This window comes from Pseudomonas maioricensis (assembly GCF_022790535.1).
Taxonomy (GTDB): domain Bacteria; phylum Pseudomonadota; class Gammaproteobacteria; order Pseudomonadales; family Pseudomonadaceae; genus Aquipseudomonas; species Aquipseudomonas maioricensis.
The window spans coordinates 278336-304121 of the sequence record NZ_LOHG01000006.1 but is presented as its reverse complement, the minus strand read 5'-3'; the positions used below and the strand labels follow the sequence as shown (position 1 = coordinate 304121).

General features: G+C 57.4%; 21 protein-coding genes. 10 read left to right on the top strand and 11 right to left on the bottom strand.

The features are described from left to right. The first annotated feature begins 78 nt into the window (after positions 1–78). The 4 genes from AUC61_RS12440 to AUC61_RS12425 all read left to right on the top strand — a co-directional run bounded on the left by AUC61_RS12440 (position 79) and on the right by AUC61_RS12425 (position 4471). Positions 79–936: a CoA transferase subunit A gene (locus AUC61_RS12440; RefSeq protein WP_122665520.1), complete on the top strand. Its 858-nt coding sequence runs from the start codon at positions 79–81 to the stop codon at positions 934–936. Next, positions 936–1715 carry a CoA-transferase subunit beta gene (locus tag AUC61_RS12435; protein ID WP_243246489.1) on the top strand — a complete coding sequence of 260 codons (780 nt, stop codon included), beginning with the start codon at positions 936–938 and terminating at the stop codon, positions 1713–1715. Before AUC61_RS12440 ends, AUC61_RS12435 begins: the two co-directional genes overlap by 1 nt. Then, positions 1712–2914, top strand: coding sequence for a 3-oxoadipyl-CoA thiolase (gene pcaF, locus AUC61_RS12430; RefSeq protein ID WP_243246487.1), 1203 nt, complete (start codon positions 1712–1714; stop codon positions 2912–2914). The genes AUC61_RS12435 and pcaF overlap by 4 nt, the downstream gene beginning before the upstream one ends. Positions 2915–3181: 267 nt before the next feature. Continuing rightward, positions 3182–4471 (top strand): MFS family transporter, encoded by a 1290-nt coding sequence (locus AUC61_RS12425; protein ID WP_243246485.1) that lies wholly within the window; start codon positions 3182–3184, stop codon positions 4469–4471. Positions 4472–4537: 66 nt separating this feature from the next. Here the strand turns inward: AUC61_RS12425 and adeC are convergent, their stop codons facing one another. The 3 genes from adeC to AUC61_RS12410 are packed head-to-tail and all read right to left on the bottom strand — an operon-like array spanning position 4538 to position 10314. Next, a complete protein-coding gene (gene adeC, locus AUC61_RS12420) occupies positions 4538–5998 on the bottom strand; it encodes an AdeC/AdeK/OprM family multidrug efflux complex outer membrane factor (RefSeq protein ID WP_243246483.1) in 1461 nt (486 codons plus the stop codon). Further along, positions 5995–9156: an efflux RND transporter permease subunit gene (locus tag AUC61_RS12415; RefSeq protein WP_243246482.1), complete on the bottom strand. Its 3162-nt coding sequence runs from the start codon at positions 9154–9156 to the stop codon at positions 5995–5997. Before AUC61_RS12415 ends, adeC begins: the two co-directional genes overlap by 4 nt. A 3-nt stretch (positions 9157–9159) precedes the next feature. Then, positions 9160–10314, bottom strand: coding sequence for an efflux RND transporter periplasmic adaptor subunit (locus tag AUC61_RS12410; protein WP_243246480.1), 1155 nt, complete (start codon positions 10312–10314; stop codon positions 9160–9162). 249 nt (positions 10315–10563) lie between these two features. On the opposite strand from AUC61_RS12410, the gene AUC61_RS12405 reads away from it, so the two are divergent. The 3 genes from AUC61_RS12405 to AUC61_RS12395 all read left to right on the top strand — a co-directional run bounded on the left by AUC61_RS12405 (position 10564) and on the right by AUC61_RS12395 (position 13565). Further along, entirely contained in the window at positions 10564–11196 is a 633-nt protein-coding gene (locus tag AUC61_RS12405) for a TetR family transcriptional regulator (RefSeq protein WP_243246478.1), read from the top strand. Between the two features lie 284 nt (positions 11197–11480). Then, the gene (locus AUC61_RS12400) at positions 11481–12614 is read left to right on the top strand and encodes a type VI immunity family protein (RefSeq protein WP_243246472.1); all 1134 of its coding nucleotides are present in this window, start codon (positions 11481–11483) and stop codon (positions 12612–12614) included. Positions 12615–12710: 96 nt separating this feature from the next. Further along, positions 12711–13565, top strand: coding sequence for a cache domain-containing protein (locus AUC61_RS12395; RefSeq protein WP_243246470.1), 855 nt, complete (start codon positions 12711–12713; stop codon positions 13563–13565). Positions 13566–13671: 106 nt separating this feature from the next. Here AUC61_RS12395 and AUC61_RS12390 read toward each other — a convergent pair whose 3' ends face one another. Continuing rightward, a complete protein-coding gene (locus AUC61_RS12390) occupies positions 13672–15180 on the bottom strand; it encodes an MDR family MFS transporter (RefSeq protein ID WP_243246461.1) in 1509 nt (502 codons plus the stop codon). Positions 15181–15306: 126 nt separating this feature from the next. Further along, positions 15307–15477, bottom strand: coding sequence for a hypothetical protein (locus AUC61_RS12385; RefSeq protein WP_243246452.1), 171 nt, complete (start codon positions 15475–15477; stop codon positions 15307–15309). Between the two features lie 237 nt (positions 15478–15714). On the opposite strand from AUC61_RS12385, the gene AUC61_RS12380 reads away from it, so the two are divergent. After that, on the top strand, positions 15715–17352 hold the full coding sequence (locus AUC61_RS12380; RefSeq protein ID WP_243246449.1) for a 5-guanidino-2-oxopentanoate decarboxylase: 1638 nt from the start codon (positions 15715–15717) through the stop codon (positions 17350–17352). Between the two features lie 45 nt (positions 17353–17397). Here the strand turns inward: AUC61_RS12380 and AUC61_RS12375 are convergent, their stop codons facing one another. Beyond that, entirely contained in the window at positions 17398–18327 is a 930-nt protein-coding gene (locus AUC61_RS12375) for an AraC family transcriptional regulator (RefSeq protein WP_243246448.1), read from the bottom strand. A 316-nt stretch (positions 18328–18643) separates the two neighbouring features. On the opposite strand from AUC61_RS12375, the gene AUC61_RS12370 reads away from it, so the two are divergent. Further along, a complete protein-coding gene (locus tag AUC61_RS12370; protein WP_243246429.1) occupies positions 18644–18985 on the top strand; it encodes an antibiotic biosynthesis monooxygenase family protein in 342 nt (113 codons plus the stop codon). A gap of 52 nt (positions 18986–19037) precedes the next feature. Further along, positions 19038–19277 carry a hypothetical protein gene (locus tag AUC61_RS12365; protein WP_243246427.1) on the top strand — a complete coding sequence of 80 codons (240 nt, stop codon included), beginning with the start codon at positions 19038–19040 and terminating at the stop codon, positions 19275–19277. A gap of 14 nt (positions 19278–19291) precedes the next feature. On the opposite strand, the gene AUC61_RS12360 is transcribed toward AUC61_RS12365, so the two are convergent. From AUC61_RS12360 to AUC61_RS12340, 5 genes are all read right to left on the bottom strand, one after another. After that, positions 19292–19915 carry a flavin reductase family protein gene (locus AUC61_RS12360; protein ID WP_243246424.1) on the bottom strand — a complete coding sequence of 208 codons (624 nt, stop codon included), beginning with the start codon at positions 19913–19915 and terminating at the stop codon, positions 19292–19294. 140 nt (positions 19916–20055) lie between these two features. Then, positions 20056–20475, bottom strand: coding sequence for a hypothetical protein (locus tag AUC61_RS12355; protein ID WP_122665504.1), 420 nt, complete (start codon positions 20473–20475; stop codon positions 20056–20058). A gap of 354 nt (positions 20476–20829) precedes the next feature. Continuing rightward, positions 20830–22155 carry an MFS transporter gene (locus tag AUC61_RS12350; protein ID WP_243246422.1) on the bottom strand — a complete coding sequence of 442 codons (1326 nt, stop codon included), beginning with the start codon at positions 22153–22155 and terminating at the stop codon, positions 20830–20832. 376 nt (positions 22156–22531) lie between these two features. Then, positions 22532–23860, bottom strand: a complete 1329-nt coding sequence (locus AUC61_RS12345; protein ID WP_243246421.1) for a sigma-54-dependent transcriptional regulator — start codon at positions 23858–23860, stop codon at positions 22532–22534. Then, a complete protein-coding gene (locus tag AUC61_RS12340) occupies positions 23854–25623 on the bottom strand; it encodes an ATP-binding protein (RefSeq protein ID WP_243246413.1) in 1770 nt (589 codons plus the stop codon). The genes AUC61_RS12345 and AUC61_RS12340 overlap by 7 nt, the downstream gene beginning before the upstream one ends. Positions 25624–25786 lie beyond the last annotated feature (163 nt).

Below are 25786 nucleotides of genomic sequence, written 5' to 3'. Positions count from 1 at the left end.
CCGGCATAACCTCAAGTCCATTCCAGCGTAGTCCATCTGCGCTGTTCATTGGATGTAATTTGAGTTCGGGAGCACCTCATGGCTGAAATTCTTTCTCTACGCGACGCCGTGAAGCAATTCGTCAACGATGGCGACACCGTTGCGCTGGAAGGCTTCACCCATTTGATCCCCACGGCTGCAGGCCACGAAATTATTCGCCAAGGCAAGAAAGATCTGACCCTGGTGCGCATGACGCCGGACCTGATCTACGACCAGCTCATCGGTGCGGGTTGTGCCAAACGTCTGATTTTTTCGTGGGGCGGAAACCCCGGAGTGGGCTCGTTGCACCGCCTGCGCGACGCGGTTGAAAAGCAGTGGCCACACTCGATGGAAATCGAAGAACACAGCCATGCCGATCTGGCCAACGCATACGTTGCCGGTGCATCGGGCCTGCCGTTCGCGGTCCTGCGCGCCTACGCCGGTTCCGACCTGCCAAAGGTCAATCCATTGATCAAGACCGTGACCTGCCCGTTTACCGGAGAGGTCCTCGCGGCAGTCCCGGCGGTGCGTCCTGATGTGACAGTGATTCATGCGCAGAAAGCCGATCGCAAAGGCAACGTGCTGCTGTGGGGCATCCTCGGTGTGCAGAAAGAAGCGGCGCTGGCAGCCAAGCGCTGCATCGTCACCGTGGAAGAGATCGTCGATGACCTCAATGCGCCGATGAACGCTTGCGTTCTGCCCACCTGGGCGTTGAGTGCGGTGTGCCATGTGCCCGGTGGCGCGCATCCTTCCTACGCTCACGGTTATTACGAGCGCGACAACCGTTTCTATCAGGCTTGGGATCCGATTGCCCGTGACCGCGAGACCTTTAGCGCCTGGATCAAGGAATACATTCATGGCACAGCAGATTTCAGCGAGTTCCAGAGCAAGTTGGCCAGCGCTTCGGAGGCAAAGTAATGACTTACACCACCAGTGAAATGATGACTGTGGCGGCGGCTCGTCGTCTGCGTAATGGCGCTGTTTGCTTTGTCGGTATCGGCTTGCCTTCCAAAGCAGCGAATCTCGCCCGTCTCACTTCGTCGCCGGATGTCGTGTTGATTTACGAGTCAGGCCCTATTGGCGCCAAACCGACGGTACTGCCGCTGTCCATCGGCGACGGTGAGCTGGCGGAAACTGCTGACACGGTGGTATCCACCAGTGAAATTTTCCGTTACTGGCTGCAGGGTGGTCGGGTGGACGTTGGGTTTCTTGGTGCCGCACAGGTAGACCGTTTCGGTAACATCAACACCACGGTGGTGGGGGATTACCACAACCCGAAAGTCCGTTTGCCAGGCGCAGGCGGCGCGCCGGAAATCGCAGGATCGGCCAAACAAGTGCTGATCATCCTCAAGCAATCGGCCAGGGCCTTCGTGAACAAACTGGATTTCATGACTTCAGTGGGGCATGGCGAAGGCGGCGATTCACGCAAGCGCCTTGGATTGCCTGGCGCTGGACCGGTGGGGATTATTACTGATCTTTGCATCATGGAGCCGGAAGAGGGCACGAACGAGTTCATCGTCACAACACTGCACCCTGGCGTGACCCGTGAGCAGGTCATCGCGGCTACCGGTTGGGCAGTGCGTTTTGCCGACAACGTCGAGTACTCCGCCGAACCAAGCGAAACCGAGCTGAGCGCGTTGCGTGATCTGGAGGCCCGAACCGCTAAAGCGCATGGCCAAGCACCGGGAGAAGCATGATGCGTGACGTTTTCATCTGCGATGCAATTCGTACTCCGATTGGCCGCTTTGGCGGTGGGTTGGCAAGCGTTCGAGCTGATGACCTCGCGGCAGTGCCGATCAAAGCGCTGATCGAGCGCAATCCTTCGGTGAACTGGAACGAAGTGGATGAGGTGTTCTTCGGTTGCGCCAACCAGGCCGGTGAAGATAACCGCAACGTTGCGCGTATGGCGGCGTTGCTGGCGGGGCTGCCGGAGACGATTCCTGGCGTCACCCTCAATCGGCTTTGCGCTTCGGGCATGGATGCGATTGGCACGGCATTTCGTGCGATAGCCGCTGGCGAGATGGAGTTGGCAATTGCCGGGGGCGTTGAGTCGATGTCCCGTGCGCCCTTTGTCATGGGCAAAGCCGACGCCGCGTACTCGCGCAATATGAAGCTGGAGGACACCACTATTGGCTGGCGCTTCATCAATCCATTGATGAAGGAGCAGTACGGTGTCGATTCCATGCCACAGACCGGCGATAACGTCGCCGATGATTTCAAGATTTCTCGGGCCGATCAGGACGCTTTCGCCCTGCGCAGTCAGCAGCGCACCGCCGCTGCTCAGGCTGCGGGCTTTTTTAAAGAAGAAATCACGCCCGTGCGAGTCGCCCACAAAAAAGGCGAGACGGTCGTGGAGCAGGATGAGCACCCGCGTGCCGACACCAGTCTGGAAACCCTTGCGAAGCTGAAACCGGTCAACGGTCCGGACAAGACGGTCACTGCTGGTAACGCGTCCGGCGTCAACGACGGCGCTGCCGCGTTGATCCTGGCGTCGGCCGAAGCGGTCAAAAAGCACGGTTTGACACCACGCGCGCGGATTCTCGGCATGGCCAGTGCCGGGGTTGCACCTCGCGTAATGGGGATAGGTCCGGTGCCAGCGGTCCGCAAGCTGGTCGAGCGACTGGGCCTGGCAGTCAGCGATTTTGATGTGATCGAACTCAACGAAGCCTTTGCCAGCCAAGGGCTTGCCGTCTTGCGTGAGCTTGGGCTGGCCGACGATGCGCCGCAGGTGAATCCAAATGGTGGCGCCATTGCTTTGGGACACCCATTGGGCATGAGCGGTGCCCGACTGGTGTTGACCGCGCTGCACCAACTGGAAAAAAGCGGCGGCCGCCGCGGCTTGGCGACCATGTGCGTGGGCGTAGGGCAGGGGCTTGCGTTGGCGATTGAGCGCTGAGACCGAACATCACTGAATACAGTCACCCAGCTTTTTGATGGCCTCCACGAAAAGGTCATTTGAGGGCTGGGTGATTGTTTTTCAGGAGCTCACTCGAGCTTTGTTTTTGTAGGAGCTGCCGAAGGCTGCGAAGTCGATTTGCCTGACACACCGCGTTCGCAGCCTTCGGCAGCTCCTACAGGAGGAGGGAATTCAAGAGACTTATGCGCTGTCACATGTTACAGGTTATGTCTTGGATGACTGTTAAGCTTTAATGGGGAAAAAATAATGACAACCACGCATTACACGGGTGAAGAACGTAGCAAAAGGATCTTTGCGATTGTCGGTGCCTCCTCAGGCAACCTGGTCGAATGGTTCGACTTCTACGTTTACGCCTTCTGCGCCATCTACTTCGCTCCCGCCTTCTTTCCTTCCGATGACCCCACCGTTCAGTTGCTCAACACCGCAGGTGTGTTTGCTGCAGGGTTCCTGATGCGGCCTATCGGTGGCTGGTTGTTTGGCCGGGTGGCTGACAAGCATGGTCGTAAAAACTCGATGATGATCGCCGTACTGATGATGTGCGGCGGTTCGTTGATGATCGCGTGTTTGCCTACTTACGCGACGATTGGTGTCTGGGCACCCGCATTGCTGCTACTGGCGCGCCTCATTCAAGGGCTCTCGGTGGGCGGTGAGTACGGCACCACGGCGACGTATATGAGTGAAGTGGCGCTGCGCGGACAGCGTGGTTTCTTCGCCTCGTTCCAGTACGTGACCTTGATTGGTGGTCAGTTATTGGCAGTGTTGACTGTGGTGATCATGCAGCAGTTTCTCAGCACTGAAGAGCTGCGTGCCTACGGCTGGCGGATTCCGTTTGTGATCGGTGCCGTTGCTGCGCTGATCTCCCTGTTTCTGCGTCGTTCACTTGAAGAAACCACCACCGCTGAAATGCGTCAGGACAAGGATGCTGGCAGCATTGGTGCGCTGTTTCGTGATCACAAGGCAGCGTTTATCACGGTGCTGGGTTACACCGCAGGCGGCTCGCTGATTTTCTATACATTCACCACCTACATGCAGAAGTACCTGGTAAACACTGGCGGCATGGACCCCAAAACCGCCAGTTACATCATGACCGGCGCACTGTTCCTGTACATGTGCATGCAGCCCTTGTTCGGCATGCTGGCGGACAAGATCGGGCGTCGTAACTCAATGTTGTGGTTCGGTGCGCTGGGTACGCTGTGCACGGTGCCGATCCTGATGACCCTGAAAACCACGACTAATCCATTCCTGGCATTCCTGTTGATCACCTTCGCCTTGGCGATCGTCAGCTTCTATACCTCGATCAGCGGCCTGGTGAAGGCTGAGATGTTCCCGCCGCAGGTCCGTGCGTTGGGCGTAGGGCTAGCCTATGCAGTGGCTAACGCGGTGTTCGGTGGTTCGGCGGAATACGTTGCGCTGAGTCTGAAGAATCAGGGCGTGGAGAATAACTTCTACTGGTACGTGACGATCATGATGGCGGTCGCTTTCCTGTTTAGTCTGCGGTTGCCGAAACAACCGGCTTACTTGCATCACGATCACTGATTGATCGATTTATCTGCGGCAATAAAAAACCCACCGATGAGGTGGGTTTTTTATGTGAGTCGCTTATCAGAACAGCTGAACTGTCGGCTTCTCTTTATCTATCGGTTTGGCCTGTCCGGTTTGCTCGTACCAGCCACCGCCGAGGGCCTTGTACAGGTTGACCTCGCTGGTGAGCTGGGAGAGACGGTCGGTGATCAGCGATTGTTGCGCACTGAACAGCGAGCGTTGAGCATCCAGGAAGGTCAGGTTGCTGTCGATCCCGATCCGGTAGCGGCGCTCAGCCAGACGGTAGTAGTCCTGGTTGGCGTTGACGAAATCACGCTGGGCTTGCAACTGCTCGTTGTAAGTCTTGCGTGAGGCCAGGCCGTCAGAGACTTCCTGGAAGGCGGTTTGAATCGCCTTCTCGTAGTTGGCAACGCTGATCTCTTTCTGGATTTTCGAGTAATCCAGGCTGGCACGCAGGCTACCGGCGTTGAAGATCGGGATGTTGATGCTTGGCTGGAACAGCCAGGTACCCGAACCGCCTTTGAACAGGCCGGAAAGGTCCGGGCTGATCGTACCCGCATTGGCGGTCAGGCTGATGCTTGGGAAGAACGCAGCACGGGCCGCGCCGATATTGGCGTTGGCAGCTTGCAGGGTGTGCTCGGCTTGCAGAATGTCCGGACGACGCTGCAGCAGATCCGAAGGCAGGCCTGCCGGCAACGTGCTCAGCAGATCGGCGCTCAGAGGCTGAGCGGGCGGCAGGTTGTCCGGCAGGTTAGTGCCGAGCAGCAAGGTCAGGTTGTTCTGATCCTGAGCGACCTGGCGCTGATAGCGGGCCAGAGCAACCTTGGCGCTTTCCACCGAGGTGCGTGCCTGACTCAGATCCAGCGCCGAAGAAACACCCACTTCGTTGCTACGGGAAGTCAGACGCAGACTTTCCTCGTAGGTCTTGAGTGTTTCTTCTGTCAGCTTGAGCAGTTCCTTGTCCGCCTGCCAGGTCAGATAGGCGTTGGCGACGTTGGCCACCAGGCTGATCTGCGTGCTGCGACGGGCTTCTTCACTGGAGAAGTACGTCTGCAAGGCTTGCTCGCTCAGGCTGCGAACCCGACCGAACAGATCCAGCTCGTAGGCACTGACGCCCAGCGTGGCCGAATACTGGCTGCTGATGCCTGATTGGCCAGTGGTCGACATATCGGCTGGCAAGCGCTGACGGCTGCCGCTGCCATCGGCAGAAACAGCCGGGAACAGATCGGCACGCTGGATGCGGTATTGCGCACGGTAAGCGTCGATGTTCAGCGCCGCGACACGCAGGTCGCGGTTATTGACCAGAGCAGTCTGGATCAGCTGTTGCAGGGCCGGATCATGGAAAAACTGACGCCAGCCCTGTTCGGCTGCCGCGACATTCGCCGCTTCGGTCGGCGAGTAGGCCGGTCCTTGCGGGTACTGCGCCGCGACCGGAGCCGCAGGTTGTTTGTATTCAGGGATCAACGAGCAACCACTGAGGATGACCGCAGTGACTGCCAGGGAGATCAGGGACTTGCTCATTGGCCAGCCTCATCATGTGATGTTTGTTTCTCGTGTTCCTTGTCGTACTTGCTCTTGAACATCGACGACACGGCAACGTAGAACATAGGGACCCAGAAAATTGCCAGGACGGTGGCGGTGATCATACCGCCGATTACGCCCGTACCGATTGCGTGCTGGCTACCTGAACCGGCACCGGTGGAGATCGCCAGCGGCACTACGCCGAGGATGAACGCCATGGAGGTCATGATGATCGGGCGCAGACGCATGCGGCAGGCTTCCATCGCCGCATCCACCAGACTCTTGCCCTGTTCATGCAGCTCTTTGGCGAACTCGACAATCAGGATCGCATTCTTCGCCGCCAGACCGATCGTCGTCAACAAGCCAACCTGGAAGAACACGTCGTTGGACAGGCCTCTCAGACTGGTTGCCATAAGGGCGCCGATGATACCCAGTGGTACAACGAGCATGACCGCGATCGGAATCGACCAGCTTTCATACAGTGCTGCCAGACAGAGGAACACCACCAGCATCGACAGGGCATACAGCGCAGGCGCCTGGGAGCCGGACAAACGTTCTTCGAAAGACAGACCGGTAAATGCGTAACCGATACCCGCTGGCAGTTTCTTGGCAATCGCTTCGACTTCTGCCATCGCCTGACCGGAGCTGTAACCCGGAGCAGGAGTACCGAGGACTTCCATCGCCGCTACACCGTTGTAACGCGAGAGCTTTGGCGAACCGTAGATCCATTTGCCGCTGGCAATAGCCGACAGAGGCACCATGGTCCCTGCGTCGTTACGCACATACCATTTGCCCAGATCTTCAGGGGTCATGCGGCTGGCCGCTTCACCCTGCACGTACACTTTCTTGACCCGACCGCGGTCGATGAAGTCGTTGACGTAGCTGCCACCCAGAGCGATAGACAAGGTCTGGTTGATGTTCGACAAGGTGATGCCCAGGGCACTGGCCTTTTCGTCATCGACAGTGAGCTCGTACTGCGGCTCATCGCCCAGACCGTTCGGACGTACGCCTGCAAGAATCTTGCTTTGCGCCGCCATGCCGAGGAACTGGTTACGCGCTTCCAGCAGTTTCTCGTGGCCTACGCCACCCTGATCCTGAAGGTAAACGTCGAAACCGGTAGCGTTACCCAGTTCGAGTACCGAAGGTGGAACAACTGCATACACCATGGCGTCACGGAAGCTGGCGAAGTGTGCCTGAGCCCGTTGAGCAATCTTGAATACGGTATTTTCCGAATCACGCTCGTCCCACGGTTTGAGCATGACGAACGCAAGGCCCGAGCTCTGACCACGACCGGCAAAGTTGAAGCCGTTGACGCTGAACACCGAGTTCACGCCGTTGCCTTCACCGTTTTCCTTGTCGAGCAGGAAGGTACGCATCTCGTCGATGACTTTCTGCGTACGCTCGGCAGACGAGCCCGCAGGGGTCTGAACCTGAGCGAAAATCACGCCTTGGTCTTCTTCCGGCAGGAACGCGCTCGGGATGCGGGTGAACAGGAAGATCATGCCCGCAACGATGAGCAGATACACGCCGAATGCTGGCAACTTGTGAGTCACCATGCGTTTCACGCCGCGCTCGTAGCTGTCTACGCCACGATCAAACGTGCGGTTGAACCAGCCGAAGAAACCTTTTTTAGGTTGGCCGTGTTTTTCCGGGTCGATCGGCTTGAGCATAGTGGCGCAGAGCGCCGGGGTGAAAATCAGGGCAACCAGAACCGACAGGGCCATCGCAGAAACAATGGTGATCGAGAACTGTTTGTAAATAACCCCTGTAGAACCGCCGAAGAACGCCATTGGCAGCAGTACCGCCGAGAGCACCATGGCGATACCCACCAGTGCGCCCTGGATCTGCCCCATGGATTTCTTGGTCGCCTCTTTGGGCGATAAGTGCTCTTCGGCCATGACCCGTTCGACGTTTTCGACCACCACAATGGCGTCGTCCACCAAGAGTCCGATGGCCAGAATCATGCCGAACATGGTCAGGGTGTTAATCGTGAAACCGAACGCCGCGAGGATGCCGAAGGTGCCCAGCAATACCACCGGAACCGTCATCGTGGTAATCACGGTGGCGCGGAAGTTTTGCAGGAACAGGTACATCACCAGGAACACCAGCACGATCGCTTCGATCAGGGTGTGAACAACCCCGGAGATCGATTCGGTTACGGTCGGTGTGGTGTCGTACGGGTAAACCACTTTCATGCCAGCCGGGAAGAAAGGTTCCAGGTTGGCGACAGTGGCGCGAATGGCCTTGGCAGTGTCCAGAGCGTTGGCGCCGGAAGCCAGCTTGATCGCCATACCTGAAGCCGGCTTGCCGTTGAACTGAGCGTCGATGCTGTAGTTCTGGCCACCCAGCCCGATACGGGCGACGTCGTGCAGGCGTACTTGCGAGCCGTCGGTATTGACCTTGAGCAGGATGTTGCCGAACTGCTCAGGGGTTTGCAGACGAGTCTTGCCGATGATTGTGGCGTTCAGCTGGGTGCCAGGCAGGGCAGGGAGACCGCCCAACTGGCCGGTGGCGATCTGAACGTTCTGTGCAGAAATCGCCGTGCTCACATCAACCGGTGTCAGCTGGAAGTTGTTGAGTTTGGCCGGGTCGAGCCAGATACGCATGGCGTACTGCGAACCGAACACCTGGAAGTCGCCCACACCGGAGGTCCGGGAAATCGGGTCCTGGATGTTGGAGACGATGTAGTTAGACAAGTCTTCCCGGGTCAGACCGCTGCCGTCTTCGGCAACCAGACCGATTACCAGCAGGAAGTTCTTCACCGACTTGGTAACGCGCAGGCCCTGTTGCTGTACTTCTTGCGGCAGCAGCGGGGTCGCCAGGTTGAGCTTATTCTGGACCTGAACCTGAGCGGTATCCGGGTTGGTACCCTGGTTGAAGGTCACAGTGATGGTCATGCTGCCGTCGGAGTTACTGTCCGAAGAAACATAACGCAGGTTATCAATACCGTTGAGCTGTTGCTCAATGATCTGAACCACGGTGTCTTGCACAGTCTGCGCCGAAGCACCTGGGTAGGTAACCTGGATATCAATAGCTGTAGGTGCAATGGCCGGGTATTGGTTGATCGGTAGTTTCAGGATCGAAAGCGTACCCACCAGCATGATCACCAGGGCTAATACCCAGGCGAAAATGGGGCGGTCGATAAAGAATTTAGACATCGGTTACTCACCTTTGCCAGTGGCGGCAGGGGCGGACTCAGCGGACTGGGCTGGCGTGAGGTTGGTCGCTTCCTTGACCGTCACTTCTGCGCCTGGCTTGACGAATTGCAGACCTTCAGTGATTACGCGATCACCCGGTTCCAGACCTTTCTCGATCAACCAATAAGCACCAGCAGTGCGGTTGGCGATGAGTTCACGCTGTTCAACCTTGTTGTCTTTGTTGACCACCAGGGCAGACGGCTTGCCGCGCATGTCACGGGTCACGCCTTGCTGTGGAGCAAGGATGGCTTCGCTTTTCATGCCAGCCTGCAACTGAGCGTGAACAAACATACCTGGCAACAGGGTGTGATCAGGGTTCGGGAACACTGCGCGCAGGGTCACGGAGCCAGTCGCCTGATCTACCGAAACTTCGGAGAATTCCAGTTTGCCCGGCTTGCTGTATTCGCTGCCGTCTTCAAGGGTCAGCTTGACCGACGCCGCGTTGTCACCTGCCTTTTGCAGCTTGCCGGTCTCCAGGTCGCGACGCAGTTTGAGCATCTCGGTGGACGACTGGGTCACGTCAACGTAGATCGGGTCCAGTTGCTGGATCGTCGCCATGGCATTGGTCTGGCCGCTGGTAACCAGTGCGCCTTCGGTCACATCGGAGCGTCCGATACGGCCGGAGATCGGTGCCAGTACCTTGGTGTAGCGCAGGTTGATCTGAGCAGTCTGCAGAGTGGCCTGGGCTTCCTGGCTGGAGGCCAGAGCGGTGTCGTACTCCTGACGGCTTACCGCTTGCTCGTTGACCAACTGCTTGTAGCGGTCAGCCAGAGACTTCGCCGATTGCAGCGTCGCTTTTGCGCTATTGGCAGTGGCTTCGTAAAGCGCCGGGTCAATCTGATACAGCTGCTGGCCGGCTTTGACATCGCCGCCCTCTGTAAACAGCCGCTTGAGAATGATGCCGTTGACCTGTGGCCGAACTTCAGCGATGCGGTAAGCCGTGGTACGGCCCGGCAACTCCGAAGTCAGGGTGTAGGGTTGAGCTTTGATGGTTACGACGCCGACCTGAGGAGGTGCAGCTGCAGGAGCTGCGGCTTCTTCCTTTTTACTGCATCCACTGAGCAGTGTTGCCAGGGCGACGGCAGTGACCAGTACGGTAACAGCTGGCTTGAATTGCATGAAGATCCTCGGGTCAGGAGCCTGGGTGCTCAAGAAAAGTGAAAGGGTGTGAAAAATTCTGGCTGGATAAGTAGTAGGCTAATGAATATACTTACATTCACGGTTGTTTGTAAATACCCTATCCTGTGCCGCGAAGCCGCGCAGGGCGGGGATTGCAGGTTCGGGACAAGGCGATACAAATGCCGCCCGGTGTTGCTTCAGAGCCACATGATTCGTGGCATGGAGCATTTTCAATGAGGTTTTAATGCCATGGTCCGTCGTACCAAAGAGGAAGCTCAGGTTACCCGTAGCCAAATTCTCGAGGCCGCTGAAAAAGCGTTCTATGAGAGAGGCGTTGCGCGTACCACTCTGGCGGACATCGCATCCTTGGCAGGTGTGACACGCGGCGCTATTTACTGGCATTTCAGCAACAAAGCTGATCTGGTGCAGGCGATGCTCGACAGCATCCAGGAACCCCTGGAAGAGATGGCCAGGGCGAGCGAAAGCGAAGACGAAGTCGACCCATTGGGTTGCATGAAAAAATTGCTCGTTCATTTGTTTCATGAAATTACACTGGACCCAAAAACGCGTCGCATTAACGAGATTTTGTTTCATAAATGCGAATTCACCGATGAAATGTGCGACTTTCGCCAACAACGCCAGGTTAATGCACTCGAGTGCAACGACCGTATCGGCTTGGCACTGAGCAATGCGGTCCGCAAAGGCCAGTTGCCTGCTGACCTGGACACCGTCCGCGCTTCCATCGCCCTGCATGCTTATATAGACGGCATGCTCGGTCAGTGGCTGCTGGTCCCGGACAGCTACTCGCTCAACGACAGGGCCGAAAAATGGGTGGATGCCGGGCTGGACATGCTGCGCCTAAGTCCCGCGCTGCGCACCTGAAACTTCTTTCAGAATATCCCTGCCTTGCGCCCTGCACATCTATATCGAAGTATGCAGTGACTGCCCAGTCAGTTTACCGACTGCTTACAAATGTGTCGCAATGCCACTATGACTGCGAGTGATCGAAAGCGTTCGGCAGAGGCTATTTTTGTAGGATTTGAGTAGGACACTTCTTGAAGTGTGTAGCTGATTTCCCAAAGTGGTTTTCCCGTATTGTTCCCGCTGGCAACTACCTTCACTCTTCCGTCGCATTCTTGTTTATGGATGACCGGGAGAATAAAAACGTGTTGCAAACCGTATCTGAAGCATCAGGAATTCTGGGAAGGCTCAAGTGTCAGGCCAATCAGTTGCTGATCGACGCTGCACAGTGCAGACCTGCCGCCCGACTTGGGCTGATGACAACGTTGTACTTCAAGCAAGGCCATACGACGCAGACCCGGCAACGGATCGAAGCGTGCTTTACGCAATTTTACGAGACGTTTCGGCCTGCTCTGGAGTGGCAGTCTTACCAGCGACTTCGAAAGTTGTCCCCCAGCAGCTTCTCCATCTGCCGACGGCAGGTGCTTGAAAGCTCGCCTGACCAGCCGCTGTTATGGTCGATTTCCAGTGCCAGGCCAGTCGAGGCCGCGACTCATTGCATGTCGGTGATGGCGCCTCCTCAGAGCCAGGCGGCCACCGATCACTCTTGTCTGAAAATGCTCCTGCCATGGACCGTTCTGATGGACAGGGACGGGGCCAAAACGTATGAGGGGTGGATCAAGTACCTGTGCAATCAGACCCAGGCCGACCACGGCTATGGCAGTCTCGTGTGTGTCTTGCCGGGCGATGGTCTGCGATACCTGCCTTTGGAGTACCAGCTGGCTCAACGTTATGTTGGCTTGATGGTGGATGCCGGGCCTCATATGGAAAGCTTGCGATTGCTGGACCGGATCAAGGGCGTCAGTTGGTACAGCGTTCTGGGCAACCGCTTTGTTCAGCAGTTGGGAGGCAGCGACCGGTTGCGCAGTGTGCTAAGTGCCAACAGCGATGTGGTTTTTCACACTTACGAAAGCGGTCTCATGATTCGTGCGGGTGTCCTGCCGACGCTGGGAGGCAAGGGAGAAGAGCCGTCGAGTGCCTATATGGCGGTCAACAAGGTACTCAGGCCTGTCCGCGTGCAGGATACCGGGTGCCTGCACCCTTGTCCGGGGCGCGGCATAGGGTTTACCGAACAGTCCACTGCCCAGTGGTATGCCCGTTTCGATGAAAAACCCATGGCCTCGGTGCGTGCCGGTCAACCTTGTCCGCAGACCGGGCATTGGTTCAGCAGCGCCATGGCGCGCTCTCGCCGCTTCTTCAATAAAGGTGAAGTCATGCCCGCTTTCGAGCACCTCAAAGCAGATCGAACCCAGTGGTTCTGGACTGATTTCAGCGGGTAACAGAACGGCGGCGCTCACCTCTTCTTTATGAATGATTCTTCATCATCCGGCGTTTGGCTAAGCTCTGCGCAGACTTATAAAAAAGAGGGTCCTGTCATGCAGCTTTCGCCACGACGTATCGGTGTTGTCCTGGGGTTTCTATGTTCCGCCTGGCTTGGCCAGGCCGGGGCGGGCGTCGAGAGCCCGGAACAGGGGCCTGCTGCGAAGGCGCTGCTGGAGAAGGCAGTGGCGCGCTACCAGCAGGCCGGGGACAAGTCATTTGCCGAGTTCAGCCGTCAGGGCGAGTTCGTTGACGGGGAGCGCTACGTGTTTGTCGTCGATACTCATGGCGTCATGCTCGCCAGCGGTGGTCCCTCGGTGGTGCTGATAGGTCGGGATGTATCTCAGGTGCTTGAGCCTGATCTGCAAAAGGCGTTCAAGGAGGTTTTGCAAACCCCTGAGAGCAAGGGTGTGCAGCAGGCTGAATACCGCTGGCATAACTGGGCTGACGGCAAGGTTGAGCGCAAGCGTGTTTACTTCCAGCGTGTCGGCGAGCGGATCCTCGCGGTGGGTTATTACGTTCCTCGGGCTTCGCCTGAGCAAGCCAGGGTATTGCTGGATAAGGCTGTCGGTGAGCTGAATCGTGACCAAAAGGGCACACTCAGTGCGATCAATAGCCTGCGAGGCGGCTTTTTGCAGGATGACCTCTATGTGTTCGTCGTCGATCTGACCAGTAAGCGTTATGTGGCACACGGTACGAATCTGCGACTGATCAACACTGACTTTCGCAAGGTAAAAGATCCTGAGGGCAAACCTGTGGGTGAGCCGATGCTGGCCTTGATTGATAAACAGGACGCCGCTGAATACGAATACCGCTGGCGCAACCCGGTAACCGGCAAGGTGGAGAACAAGCATGCGTACGCGCGCAAGGTCGGGAATTACCTGGTGGCGGTGGGGTATTACAGCAAGTAGATCCTGTGAAAGCAGAGCTTGCTCGCGATGCAGTGCTTCAGATAACACTGGTTGTGCTTATCGCGGGCAAGCCCGCCTCCCATAGGGTAGTTCGACAAAACTCATTTCAGGCTTCCTTGTGCTCCTTGCCCCGCAACAGGTTGTTGGGCATTGCCAGCGCGGCAGCCAGGCCCAGCAGCGAGATTGCCGCGCTGACGATCATCAGGTGGCGGAACGTCAATAACAACTCGTCACGCAAGATTTGCAGGGCAGGGCCGCTGGCGGCGTTGAGGCTGTCCAGCAGGACATTGCCGGATGCGCCTTCAGCGCCGATAGGGCCTGCGCTCACGCCGCCCAGTCCGGTGTCTTGCAGCATTGCGAGTAATAGCGCAGACATCATGGCCACACCCACTGCGCCGCCCAGGGAGCGGAATAAATTTGTGGTGCTGGTCGCCACGCCCATGTCGTTTCTCGCAACCGAGTTTTGTGTCCCTACAAGCGAGGTCGGGAACTGCATACCGCTGGCGATCCCCGTCATCATCATGAACAGGCTGGTCAGCAGCAACGATTGCGGTGGAGTGAACGCCATGCCCAGGATCGCTATCGGCATCAACATCGCGCCGGTGAGGATCATCGGCTTGTAGCGGCCGGTGAGCGACGTGCGACGGCCAGCAAAAAAAGCGCCCATCGGCATGCCGATCGCCAGAGGTAAAAGGTGCACTGCAGCGCTGTCGGCACCGCCGCCGGTGACAGTCTGGAAACGTAGCGGCACCAGAACGATCAACGAAATAGCCTGGAAGCTGGTGAAGAAAATCGTGCACCAGCAAAGCACGGCGCTACGGTTGGCGAACAGGTGCATCGGTAACAAAGGCTCGAGCGTGCGCCGCTCGTACCAGACGAAGCAGATCAGGGCCAGCAGTGCCACGCCGAGCAGTGTCAGTACCTGTCGATCACGCCAGCCGTGGCCTTGGCCAATCTCCGTAATACCCAACAACAGCGAGCTCAGGCCAATAATCATCAGCACTGTCCCAAGGTAATCGATGATGGGTTTACGTTGCGGGACAGGTAGACCGAGCAAGGTACGTTTGGCGAACCACCAGGCGATCACGCCCAGTGGAAGGTTGATCAGAAACACCCAGCGCCAGGACAGGTACTGTGTCATGACGCCCCCCAGCAATGGGCCCGAAACGCTGGCCAGGGCGTACATGCCGCTGAAGTAGCCTTGGTAGCGTCCTCGCTCTCGGGGCGGCACGAGGTCACCGATGATTGCCTGGCTGACTGAAACCATGCCGCCCGCGCCAATACCCTGAATAACCCGCGCGAGTACCAGTTGTTCCATGCTTTGCGCCATGCCGCAGAACAGAGACGCCAGCGTGAAGAGTCCAAGCCCGAACAGCATCAACTTGCGCCGACCATACAAATCGCCCAGTTTGCCGTAGATCGGTACTGCCACGGTCAGGGCCACCATGTAGGCGGAGATCACCCACGCCAACAGGTCGAAGTCATTGAACTGGGTAGAGGTGGCAGGGATCGAGACAGCGACGATTGTCTGATCCAGCGCGCTGAGAAATACGGCCATCATCAACGCAAACAGGACGCTGCGGATGGAAGGCGTGGTGGCGGAAAGACTGGTCAAGGCAGAACCTGATCGGCAGTGATGCCCGCCGAATACCGACGGGGGAAGCAATCAGTCTAAGCCGATAGCTCCCTAATCGATAGGTGCCTTATACAGTTCTCGCGACTTAAACGCTTCAGCGTTGTGTCATCGCAACGCACTGAATGTCGCATTACTGGGGACGCAATGACCAAAATTGCAGGTCGCGACTTGCGGTGCCTGCCGCGCCAGCTCATTGCGATATACGCCTGCCGCATACACGGCGATGACGGCACTGATACCCAGTACAGTGACGCATCTTTTTATTTTTATGTTCATGCTGCTTCCCTCATTCCGACTACATGGCAGTACTGAAAGGATTAACAGGAGTGTAGGGCAGGCGTTTTAGAGCTGTAGGAAAGAATTGATCTAGCAGGCATGGCTTAATGCCTTAAAAGTTATAGCCGTGTTGATGCCGGTGCCATTGAGCATGAAATTTGCTTTTGCAGCTGTATCACCGGCGTTTCAAGTGAGCGCGTATCGGAACGTCTTCCAGTCAATCGAGGATCAATAACAATGGCAACCTGCGGCGAAGTGTTGGTGAAGTTACTGGAAGGTTATGGTGTGGAGCGGGTGTTCGGCATTCCGGGTGTGCACACCGTTGAACTCTACCGCGGGCTGGCCAGTTCGAGCATCAGACACATCACGCCGCGACACGAGCAGGGTGCGGGTTTCATGGCTGATGGTTACTCACGGACCCGTGGCAAACCGGGGGTGTGCTTCATTATTACCGGGCCTGGCATGACCAATATCACCACGGCCATGGGCCAGGCTTATGCGGATTCGATTCCCATGCTGGTCATTTCCAGCGTGCAGTCGCGCAACCAGTTGGGGGGCGGGCGCGGCAAGTTACATGAGCTGCCAGCGCAAGGTGCGCTAGTGGCTGGCGTCGCGGCCTTTTCCCACACACTGATGTCCGCCGCTGAATTGCCCGGAGTCCTGGCGCGGGCGTTTGCGGTATTTCAGGCCGGACGTCCGCGGCCGGTTCATATCGAAATTCCGCTCGACGTGTTGGTGGAAAATGCCGATGCGTTGCTGGGGTGTGAACCGGTCAGGGTCAGCCGCGCCGGCCCGTCACCGGCAGCCATTGCGCAGATGAGCCGCCTGCTCGCCAGTGCCCGGCGACCTTTGATCCTGGCCGGGGGCGGCGCCATTGACGCTGCTCCCGCACTGACTCGTCTGGCTGAGCAACTGGATGCTCCCATGGCGCTGACGATCAACGCCAAGGGCATGTTGCCTGCCAGTCATCCTCTACTGATCGGTTCGACTCAGGCGCTGGATCCGACGCGTGAGTTGATAGAGGCCGCTGACGTCGTATTGGCGATTGGCACCGAGCTTGCGGAAACAGACTACGACATCACCTTTCAGGGGCACTTCAAAATCCCGGGGAAGTTGCTTCGCATCGACATTGATCCCGACCAGACCGTGCGTAACTTTCCGCCAGCAGTGGCGCTGGTCTCTGATTCCAGTGCGGCTGCACAAGCACTGCTCACCGCGATGGCACACGAAACACTGAGCGAGCGCCTTTCAGACTGGGGCGCCAGCCGTGTAAGCGCATTGCGCAAAACCCTTGATGCTTCATGGGACGCGGCGACCCTTGGGCAGACGGTCTTTCTGCGTACGGTCGTGGAGGTACTGGAGGGAGTGATCATCGTGGGTGACTCAACCCAGCCGGTCTACACGGGGAATCTGACCCTGGACCTGGATCAGCCGCGGCGCTGGTTCAACTCTTCCACCGGTTACGGCACGCTGGGCTACGCGCTGCCAGCCGCGATAGGCGCTTGGCTGGGGCGCGCTGATGCGGGTGAGCCGCGTCCGGTGGCCTGCCTGATTGGCGATGGAGGCCTGCAATTCACGTTGGCGGAACTGGCCAGTGCAGTCGAAGCGCGCACGCCGATCATCATCCTGCTGTGGAATAACCAGGGTTACGAAGAGATCAAGAAGTACATGGTCAACCGCGCTATCGAGCCTGTAGGCGTGGATATTTATACGCCGGATTTTATTGGCGTTGCCAAGGCTCTAGGGTGTGAGGCAGAAGCGGTGGACGGCGTTGACTCGCTCAAGGCTGCTTTGCGGGTTGCGGTGATGCGGCCAGGGCCGACATTGATCGAGATTGATCAAAGGGTGTGGATGAGAGGAATGATGGCAGGGTAACGACGCCTGCCAAAGCGTTCCTTGAGAGCGCTCCGCCACACTCGGCTAAACCGTCGCCCTCAACCGAGCGAGGTCGCGAAGCGGCGGGGCTCCGAACAGTCGACTGTATTCCCGGCTGAACTGTGAAGGGCTTTCGTAGCCGACTTTGTAACCGGCTGCTGAAGCATCGAGTCCATCGGCAAGCATCAGACGCCGCGCCTCCTGAAGTCGCAGCTGCTTTTGATACTGCAACGGGCTCATTGCCGTCACGGCTTTGAAGCGATGGTGCAGGGTTGAAACACTCAGGTTCACCTCTCGGGCCAGGTCTTCTATGCGCAATGATTCAGTGAAATTCTGATTGAGCCACCTGATCGCCTGGGTTACGCGATGCGTCTGGCAACTGGTGATAGCGATTTCATAAAGACGGTGACCTTGAGGGCTGCGCAGCAGGCGATAGAGGATCTCGCGTTTTATCAGCGGCGCAAGCATGGCGATGTCCTTCGGGCTGTCCAGCAGCTTTGAAAGACGCAGCACCGCATCCAGCAACTGCGCATCGATTCGTTCTATATAAAGACCGCGCCCGCTGGGGCGTGTGGGGACGCTCATCGGGCCTGCCTCGGCAATCAATGCGTTGATGTCCGCAGGGTCAATATCCAGCCTTAGCGCCAGGTTTGGATTGTCCGGGGTGGCATCAAGGATTCTGCCGCTCAGAGGCAATGCCACGGACAACACCAGATAGTTGAGCGGGTCGTAGGTGTAGGTCTCATCCCCCAGGCGCACTTCTTTGCTGCCGTGAGCAAAGATGCACAGCGCAGGCTGGATCAGGCTTGGCAACGATTCTGCCGGACTTTCATAGCGCACCATGTGCAGCGGCGAGATTGCTGTCTGGAAAGCACCTTCAGAGGGCGCGAAACGGCGAATCAGCTCAGCCAGTTCCGCCCGCTGCTTTTCCATGTCTTCGCTGACCGGTTCTTTGGGGAGGTGGAGTTGCGACATGGGGAGTCCTTAATCCTTCGTTAATGTGCCTAGCTTATTTTTGTGCAAGCCAAAGAACTACGCTAATCCTGCGGGATGATTGCCTGATCCTGCCAGTGTGCAGCATTGGGGCCGCAGGATCGGATCAAGCATTGCCTGGTACTGTTCAGAATGATCATGTGCATGGCGCATTGCGCTGAAAGCTTTTTCGGCAGTGGTGCAGGATCAGGCAAGAAGCCGACAGGAACTGACTAACGATGATTGCGCCCAGGCCCTAATCTCGGTTCCTGCCGTCAATCCCGGAACATCATCCTGATACACACAAGGAGCCATGACCATGCCTCAGTCATCAACAGTGAGCCATCTGGTTTTCGCCCGCGCCAGGACAGGTCAAAGCGAGCAATTGGGCGAGCGCCTGCTCTGCTTGATCGAACCCTCGCGCAACGCCGACGGTTGCCTGAACTTTACCTTGCAGCTTTCACTCAAGGACCCGGATCTATGGTTGATTTCCGGCTGCTGGGCCAGTGACGCAGCCATGAACAGTTGGCTGGCCACTCCTGAGCTGCAAGTGTTTTCCGAAGTCATCCAGACCTACATGGTTAGCAGCCTGGATTTCCACACCTTCACTACGCCTGATGGCGCAGACATTGAAGTCGCTCGCTGGATGAACACAGTCTGAGCGCTGCCGGTTAGAATCCCCTGCTTTAAAGTATTAAGCAGGATCACTATTTATGGCACGCAAAGAACTCAATGGCTTCGAAGCCGTATCCGCAGTAGTCCCCGGCGAGGGTGGCTACGATGCCGCCATTGCAGTAAAAGGCCTGGGAGCCGGTGGTGCACCGGTATTTCATCGGATACTGCCAGGCCAGAAATTCAAGACCGCCTACGATGCCGACGTTGCAGCCACTGCCGAGCTGGACCGTCTGGTCGACATCGATGCTGAGGGGGGCCTGTCATTACAGGCGCTTTGATCTGGCTTCACTTCTCAGGCTTTAGGGCGGTGCATCCTGAACAGCGCTTCGGGTCCCAGCTGGAAGTAGTCGGCCGGGCCGCCGCCACGCAGAATAGGTTCGCCCGCTGCCGTGTCGTAAATCCCGTCCTTTAGCAGCGACTTGGCAATATGCACAGCCACCACCTCGCCAAGAATCAACCAGCTGGGTACAAGCTCCTTGTCGGCGCGCTGTAGCTGGATGATTTGGGTGACCTTGCATTCGAACGACACCGGCGTCTCTTTCACGCGTGGAACCGCCACGATCTGCGATGCCAGAGGTGTCAGGTTCGCCAATTCAAACTCACTGACGTCCGCTGCAACGGGGGCACAGCTCTGATTCATGGCTTCTGCCAGCGAGCGTGTGGCCAGGTTCCAGACGAACTCGCCGGTCTGTTCGATATTGTTCAGGCTGTCTTTGCGGCCAACACTGCAAAACCCGATGATTGGCGGAATGTAGTTGAACGCGTTGAAAAAGCTGTAAGGCGCCAGGTTCAACTTGCCGTTGGTATCGCGCGAGGAGATCCAGCCGATGGGGCGGGGGCCCACGATGGCATTGAACGGATCGTGAGGCAGGCCATGGCCTTGGGAGGGCTCATAAGAGTAAATATCGTCTGACATGGTACGGGTCCTGTTTAGCCGCTACGACGCATGAAATTTGCGTCCATAGTGCCTGACAATTCACCGTGCCTGACAGTTCTGCTTGGTTCAAAACGATTAAGCCCGGCACGAGGCCGGGCTAAAGGGGACACGTCGAGCGATTACACTCGACGGTTTGCACCAACGCGATCTGCACCGTCTGCAGCCAGACGATTTGCGCCTACGTGATCAGCGCCATCGGAAGTCAGGCGGTTTGCACCAACGCGATCAGCACCGTCTTCAGCCAGGCGGTTTGCACCGACGTGATCAGCGCCATCGGAAGTCAGGCGGTTTGCACCAACGCGGTCTGCACCATCTGCAGCCAGACGATTTGCACCGACGTGATCAGCACCATCAGAAGCCTGGCGAATGCCACCTACATTAGTGTGTTTGCTACCGCCTTCAGCAACAGTCAGAGTCGAAGTCTGCTCAACCGCATTAGTGTGGTCGTTACCTGGCAGACTTGGAAGTTGTGGAGAAGCGAATGCGCTTGAAGCCAATACAGAGAAAGCAAGACCAAAAATCAGTTTGTTAGTTTTCATGATGTTTACTCCAATCGAGTTGTTTGTCAGTTCGGTATGGAGTGAATGCTACGCGCCTGAAATTTATTCAGAAGTGAATAGGAGTGCTAACGACCATCGTTAAAAATGATAGTAAGCCGCAGGGCGCTGTTTTCGGGCTGTAGGGGCTAGGTTGCATCAGGGTGGTGCATTTCTCTGAAAAATCTTGCAATAAAGCCTCTTGACAAATCTGAATCTTAATTATGTTTGCGATATTTTCCGTTTTTTTAGACTTAAATTGCACTGATCTGGAAGCTATGGGTAGGCCGTGCTTCTCATAAAAAAGGGCAGCCGCAAAAAATGCGGCTGCCCTTCATCATTGCCGATGATGTGACCTTAGTCGGTCTCGATCCGCGAATGCTTGCGCGTGTCCTTCATGAAGACATACACCAGCAGCGAGCAGGCAATACAGGCTGTCACGTACCAGTAGTAACCGGTCTCCATGCCAATGCTCTTGAACCACAGTGCGATGTATTCGGCGGTGCCGCCAAAGATCGATACGGTCAGGGCATAGGGCAGGCCGACGCCCAGAGCGCGAATCTCCGTTGGGAACAACTCGGCTTTAACCACTGCGTTGATCGAGGTGTAGCCGCTGACGATGATCAGCGCCGCCATGATCAGGAAGAATGCTCCCCACCAGGTCTGAATCGTATGCAGCGTCGTGAGGATCGGTACGGTACACAGCGTTCCCAATACCCCGAAGGCGATCAGAATCGGTCTGCGACCGACTTTGTCCGACAGTGCGCCTACCAGCGGCTGAATCACCATGAACAGGAACAGCGTCGCTGCCGAGATCGTGGTCGAGTCACTGATGCTCATGCCGACCGTGTTCACCAGGTACTTCTGCATGTACGTGGTGTAGGTATAGAAAGCCAGCGTACCGCCCATGGTCAGACCGACGACGGTCATCAGTTCCTTGGGGTGGCGCATCAACGTGCGCATCAGGCTTTCCTGCGGCTTTTCTTTCTTCTTGCGGGTGAACGATTCCGTCTCTTCCATACCGCGACGCAGGAACAACGCAACCACCGCACACAGCGCGCCGATTACGAACGGCACACGCCAGCCCCACGAGTACAGTTGCTCGGTGGTCAGCGTCTGCTGCAGCACGATCAATACGGCAAGAGCGATGAGCTGCCCGGAAATCAGCGTCACGTACTGGAAGCTGGAGAAAAAGCCGCGGCGTTCTTTGGTCGCCATTTCACTGAGGTAAGTAGCCGAGGTGCCGTATTCCCCACCGACTGACAGGCCCTGTAGCAAACGGGCGAATACCAGCAGGATAGGAGCGCCGACGCCGATGACTTCGTAGCCCGGTGTCAAGGCAATGATCAGGGAGCCGAAGCACATCAGCAGTACCGATGCCATCAGCGCTGCCTTGCGACCTTTGCGGTCAGCGTACAGCCCCATCAGCCAGCCGCCGATTGGGCGCATCAAGAAGCCTACGGCGAAAATCGCGGCGGTGTTGAGCAGTTGCGCAGTGGTGTCGCCTTTGGGGAAGAAGGCCTTGGCGAAGTAGAGGGAGAAGGCGGCATAGACGTACCAGTCATACCACTCGACCATGTTGCCGACCGAGCCGCTGAAAATTGACTTGAGACGACTTGAGGTGGTTTTTGCGGCCGCTGGTGCGCTGGCCGACCCGACAGGGGCAGAGTTGGGAGTGTCCATCATGTTCCTTTATTCATTGTTTTTAGAATGGCGCGTCAATGCGCAACCTTGCTATGGCTATAGCAGGACCTGTGCCATGTGAAGAAAGGCCGGTTTAGAGGGGATGCATCAAGCTGGATGAGCGGAAATCCGCCTATTGAGGGCGTTGGCGTGAGCGGAAAGTTGCCGATTCGTGGCGTGAGATCACGATCGTATCTTTGACGCTACGACATCTCGCCGCAAACACGGATCCTGTAGGAGTGAGCTTGCTCGCGATGCCGTCAGGTCAGGCAGTAATTTATCGACAGGGAAATCGAATCGCGAGCAAGCTCACTCCTACAGGATCCGCATTTCATATCAGTTATCGATAGACGCTACATCAGCCCAGACGGCTGTTCTACTCGACAAACATCTCTCGCAACAGGCCATGCCGTTGCATCTTCTCGTTCAAGGTGCGGCGAGGCAGTTGCAGTTCTTCGAGGACGGCTTTGATATCCCCTTTGTGCCTTGCCAGAGCGGCGCGCAGGCACTGGGCCTCAAAAGCCTCTTGTTGGGCGGCGAGGGATTGCCCGCTATCACCCGTCATCAGAGGGGCCGATTCCAGGCCGAGAATCTGTCGCTCTGCTGCGTTGGCCAGTTCGCGTACATTACCCGGCCAGTCGTGGCTCAGCAGTTGGCCTAGCTGTGCGCCGCTGAGTGGCGGGGCGCTGCGGCCCAGGCGCTGCGCTGCCGTACTCGCGAAGTGTGCGAACAATAGAGGGATGTCTTCACGACGCTCGCGCAGCGGCGGCAGGCGCAACTCGGCAACTGTAAGCCGGTAAGCCAGGTCTTCGCGAAAGCGCCCGGCGCGGGCCTCTTCCAGCAGGTCTGGCTTGGTTGCCGCGACGATACGCAGGTCGACATCAATGGCTTTGTTGGACCCCAGACGCTCAAGCTTCTTGTCTTGCAGCACCCGCAGCAGTTTGACCTGTTGTGCCAGCGGCATGCTTTCGATTTCATCGAGAAACAGCGTACCGCCATCGGCGTACTCCAGCTTGCCGATACGTTTGCCCTGGGCGCCGGTAAACGCTCCGCTTTCGTGGCCGAACAATTCGGCTTCGAACAATTGCTCCGGGATTGCCGCACAGTTCAGTGCCACAAAAGGTTTGTGCGCGCGGGGACCGAAGTCATGCAGGCAGCGGGCGACCATTTCCTTGCCGCTGCCGGTTTCACCTCTGATGACCACGTTCACCGGTAGTTGTGAGAGGTCCAGCACCTGACGGCGCAAGGTTTGCAGGCCGGGTGAGACGCCCAGCAAGGTTGCTTCCAGCCTGGTGCGGGAGTCGGCCTGATCATGAAGGCGACGGTTTTCCAGAATCAGTTCGCGTTTTTCCAGGGCGCGTCGCAGGTTACGAAGCAACACTTCCGGACTGAAAGGCTTTTCGAGAAAGTCATAGGCACCTTCACGCATGGCGTCCACCGCCATGGGTACGTCGCCATGGCCGGTCAGCAGAATAACCGGCAGGTCGGCATCAATCGCCTGTAATCGATTCAGCAACTCCATACCGTTCATTCCCGGCATGCGCACGTCAGTGAGGATCACGCCGGGGAAGTGCTCCGGCAACTGCGCCAGGCAATCCTCTGCGCGGCTATAGACCTGAACGTTGAAGCTCGACAGCGTCAGCCATTGTTCGACTGCTTCGCGAATCGGAGCTTCATCGTCGACCACAATCACTGAGTTCAACATGCGGGGGCAGGCTCCAGATAGTCGTTGGGCAAGCTGAACCAGAACAGCGCGCCATCGTTCTTGTTTTCGGCGTTGAGCCGACCACCCAACTCATGGACGATGGCATAGGACACAGCCAGCCCCAGGCCCAAACCATCGCCGACCGGTTTGGTGGTGAAAAACGGGTCGAAGATGTTCGCCAGATGATCTTCATCAATGCCGCCACCGCTGTCACTGACGCTGATCAGCCAGCGTGTCTGTTCAGGGTGAATGCGGATTTCCAGGCGTTTGACCGGTTTGTCGCGCATGGCGTCCAGAGCATTGCGCAGTAAATTGATCAGCACCTGCTCAAGACGGATCGCATCCCCACGCACCCAGGCCGGTCGCGTCAGATTCAGAACGCAATCAACATGCTCATCACGCAACCGTGAGTCCAGCAGTAACAGGGCTTGATCAACGACGGCTGCGAGATCCAGTCTTTCGCGCAGCCCACCGGGGCTTTTACGGGCGAATGTTTTCAGGTGACCGGTCAGCGCTGTCATCCTGACCAGTTGTTGATCCAGCGGTCCGAGAGCCTTGTAGGCATCATCAACGCGTCCGTGATCAAGCAACAGCCGAACTGTCGCCAATTGCATGCGCTGAGCCGTCAGAGGTTGATTGATTTCGTGAGCCAACGCTGCGGACATCTGCCCCAGGGCGGCCAGTTTGGCGGACTGCACAAGGCCTTCTTGTGCGGTGCGCAGATCTCGGGTGCGTTCTTGTACCTGACGCTCCAACTCGTCACGGCTACTTTCACGCAGGCGCGCCAAACGCCAACGCTGGTAGAGAAACAGCCCGAGAAAAACCAGTGTCAGCCAGGTGCCTGCGGCTGCGAGGCCAGCGTTGCGCGCGTCCTCGCTGGCTGTTTGAGGTTTACGCAACAGGTGTAGAGTCCAGTCTTCGCCCGTGAGTGGCATTGATTGCCACAGATAATCGGCGCTGCCGTCCGGTCCATCTACGCGAGTCAGGTGGCTTTGCTTGCTGAACTCGCGTAGCTCAGTGCGTGGCAGGGGAGACAATGGTTGTTTGTCGTATTGGCGGGTTGCGGCCAGTTCGGCGCGATCCTTTTCAGAGATGGGCAGCAGTTCGCGATAACGCCAGCTTGGCTGGTTGGCAATGAAAACGATGCCCTTGGCGTCACTGACCAACAGCAAGTCATCGCCCTTGGCCCATTCGTGCTCAAGGTCGGGAAACTCCAGCTTCACGACCATTGCCCCCATGAAATCGCCTGTATCAGTGGTGACCGCGTGGGACAGGAAATACCCGGGGATACCACTGGTTACGCCGACTGCGTAGAAACGCCCGACACCAGTGGCCCTGGTTTGCTGGAAGTAAGGACGGAACGCGTAATTGTGCCCCACGTAGCTGGTCGGCAGCCGCCAATTGCTGGCACCGATGGCCAGGCCATCGCGATCCATCAGTTCGAGGGTCGAGGATTGGGCGGCACCATTGATCTTCTCCAGTTTGCGGTTCAGTGCATCCTGGGACACGGCAGTGATCGGGCCGTTAAGTGCGGCGCGCAGTTCCGGGTCGAGGGCCAACACGGCAGGCAACGCCCGGTAGCGCTCAATAAGCGTGTGCAGGGTGTTGGCGTAGAGTGAAAGCTGATCCAGTGCCCGCGTGGCTTCCTGCTCTACAGCCACGCGTTGAGCATGGCGCATGGCCAAACCCGCCGACACAGCAGCCCCCGCCAGGATCAGCAGGACATACAGGGTTATGCGCAAGGGGCGGGAAGTGGAGGGCATGAGTGGGGCAGCCTGGATTCCGCATTGGGGCACGGTCTTGTAGGAGCTGCCGAAGGCTGCGATGCGATAACTGGATCAGATCGATATCGCAGCCTTCGGCAGCTCCTACAGATGTTACGCGGTACTCAAATATTGTTTTATTCGTCGAAGGCAGTGTGTTTGC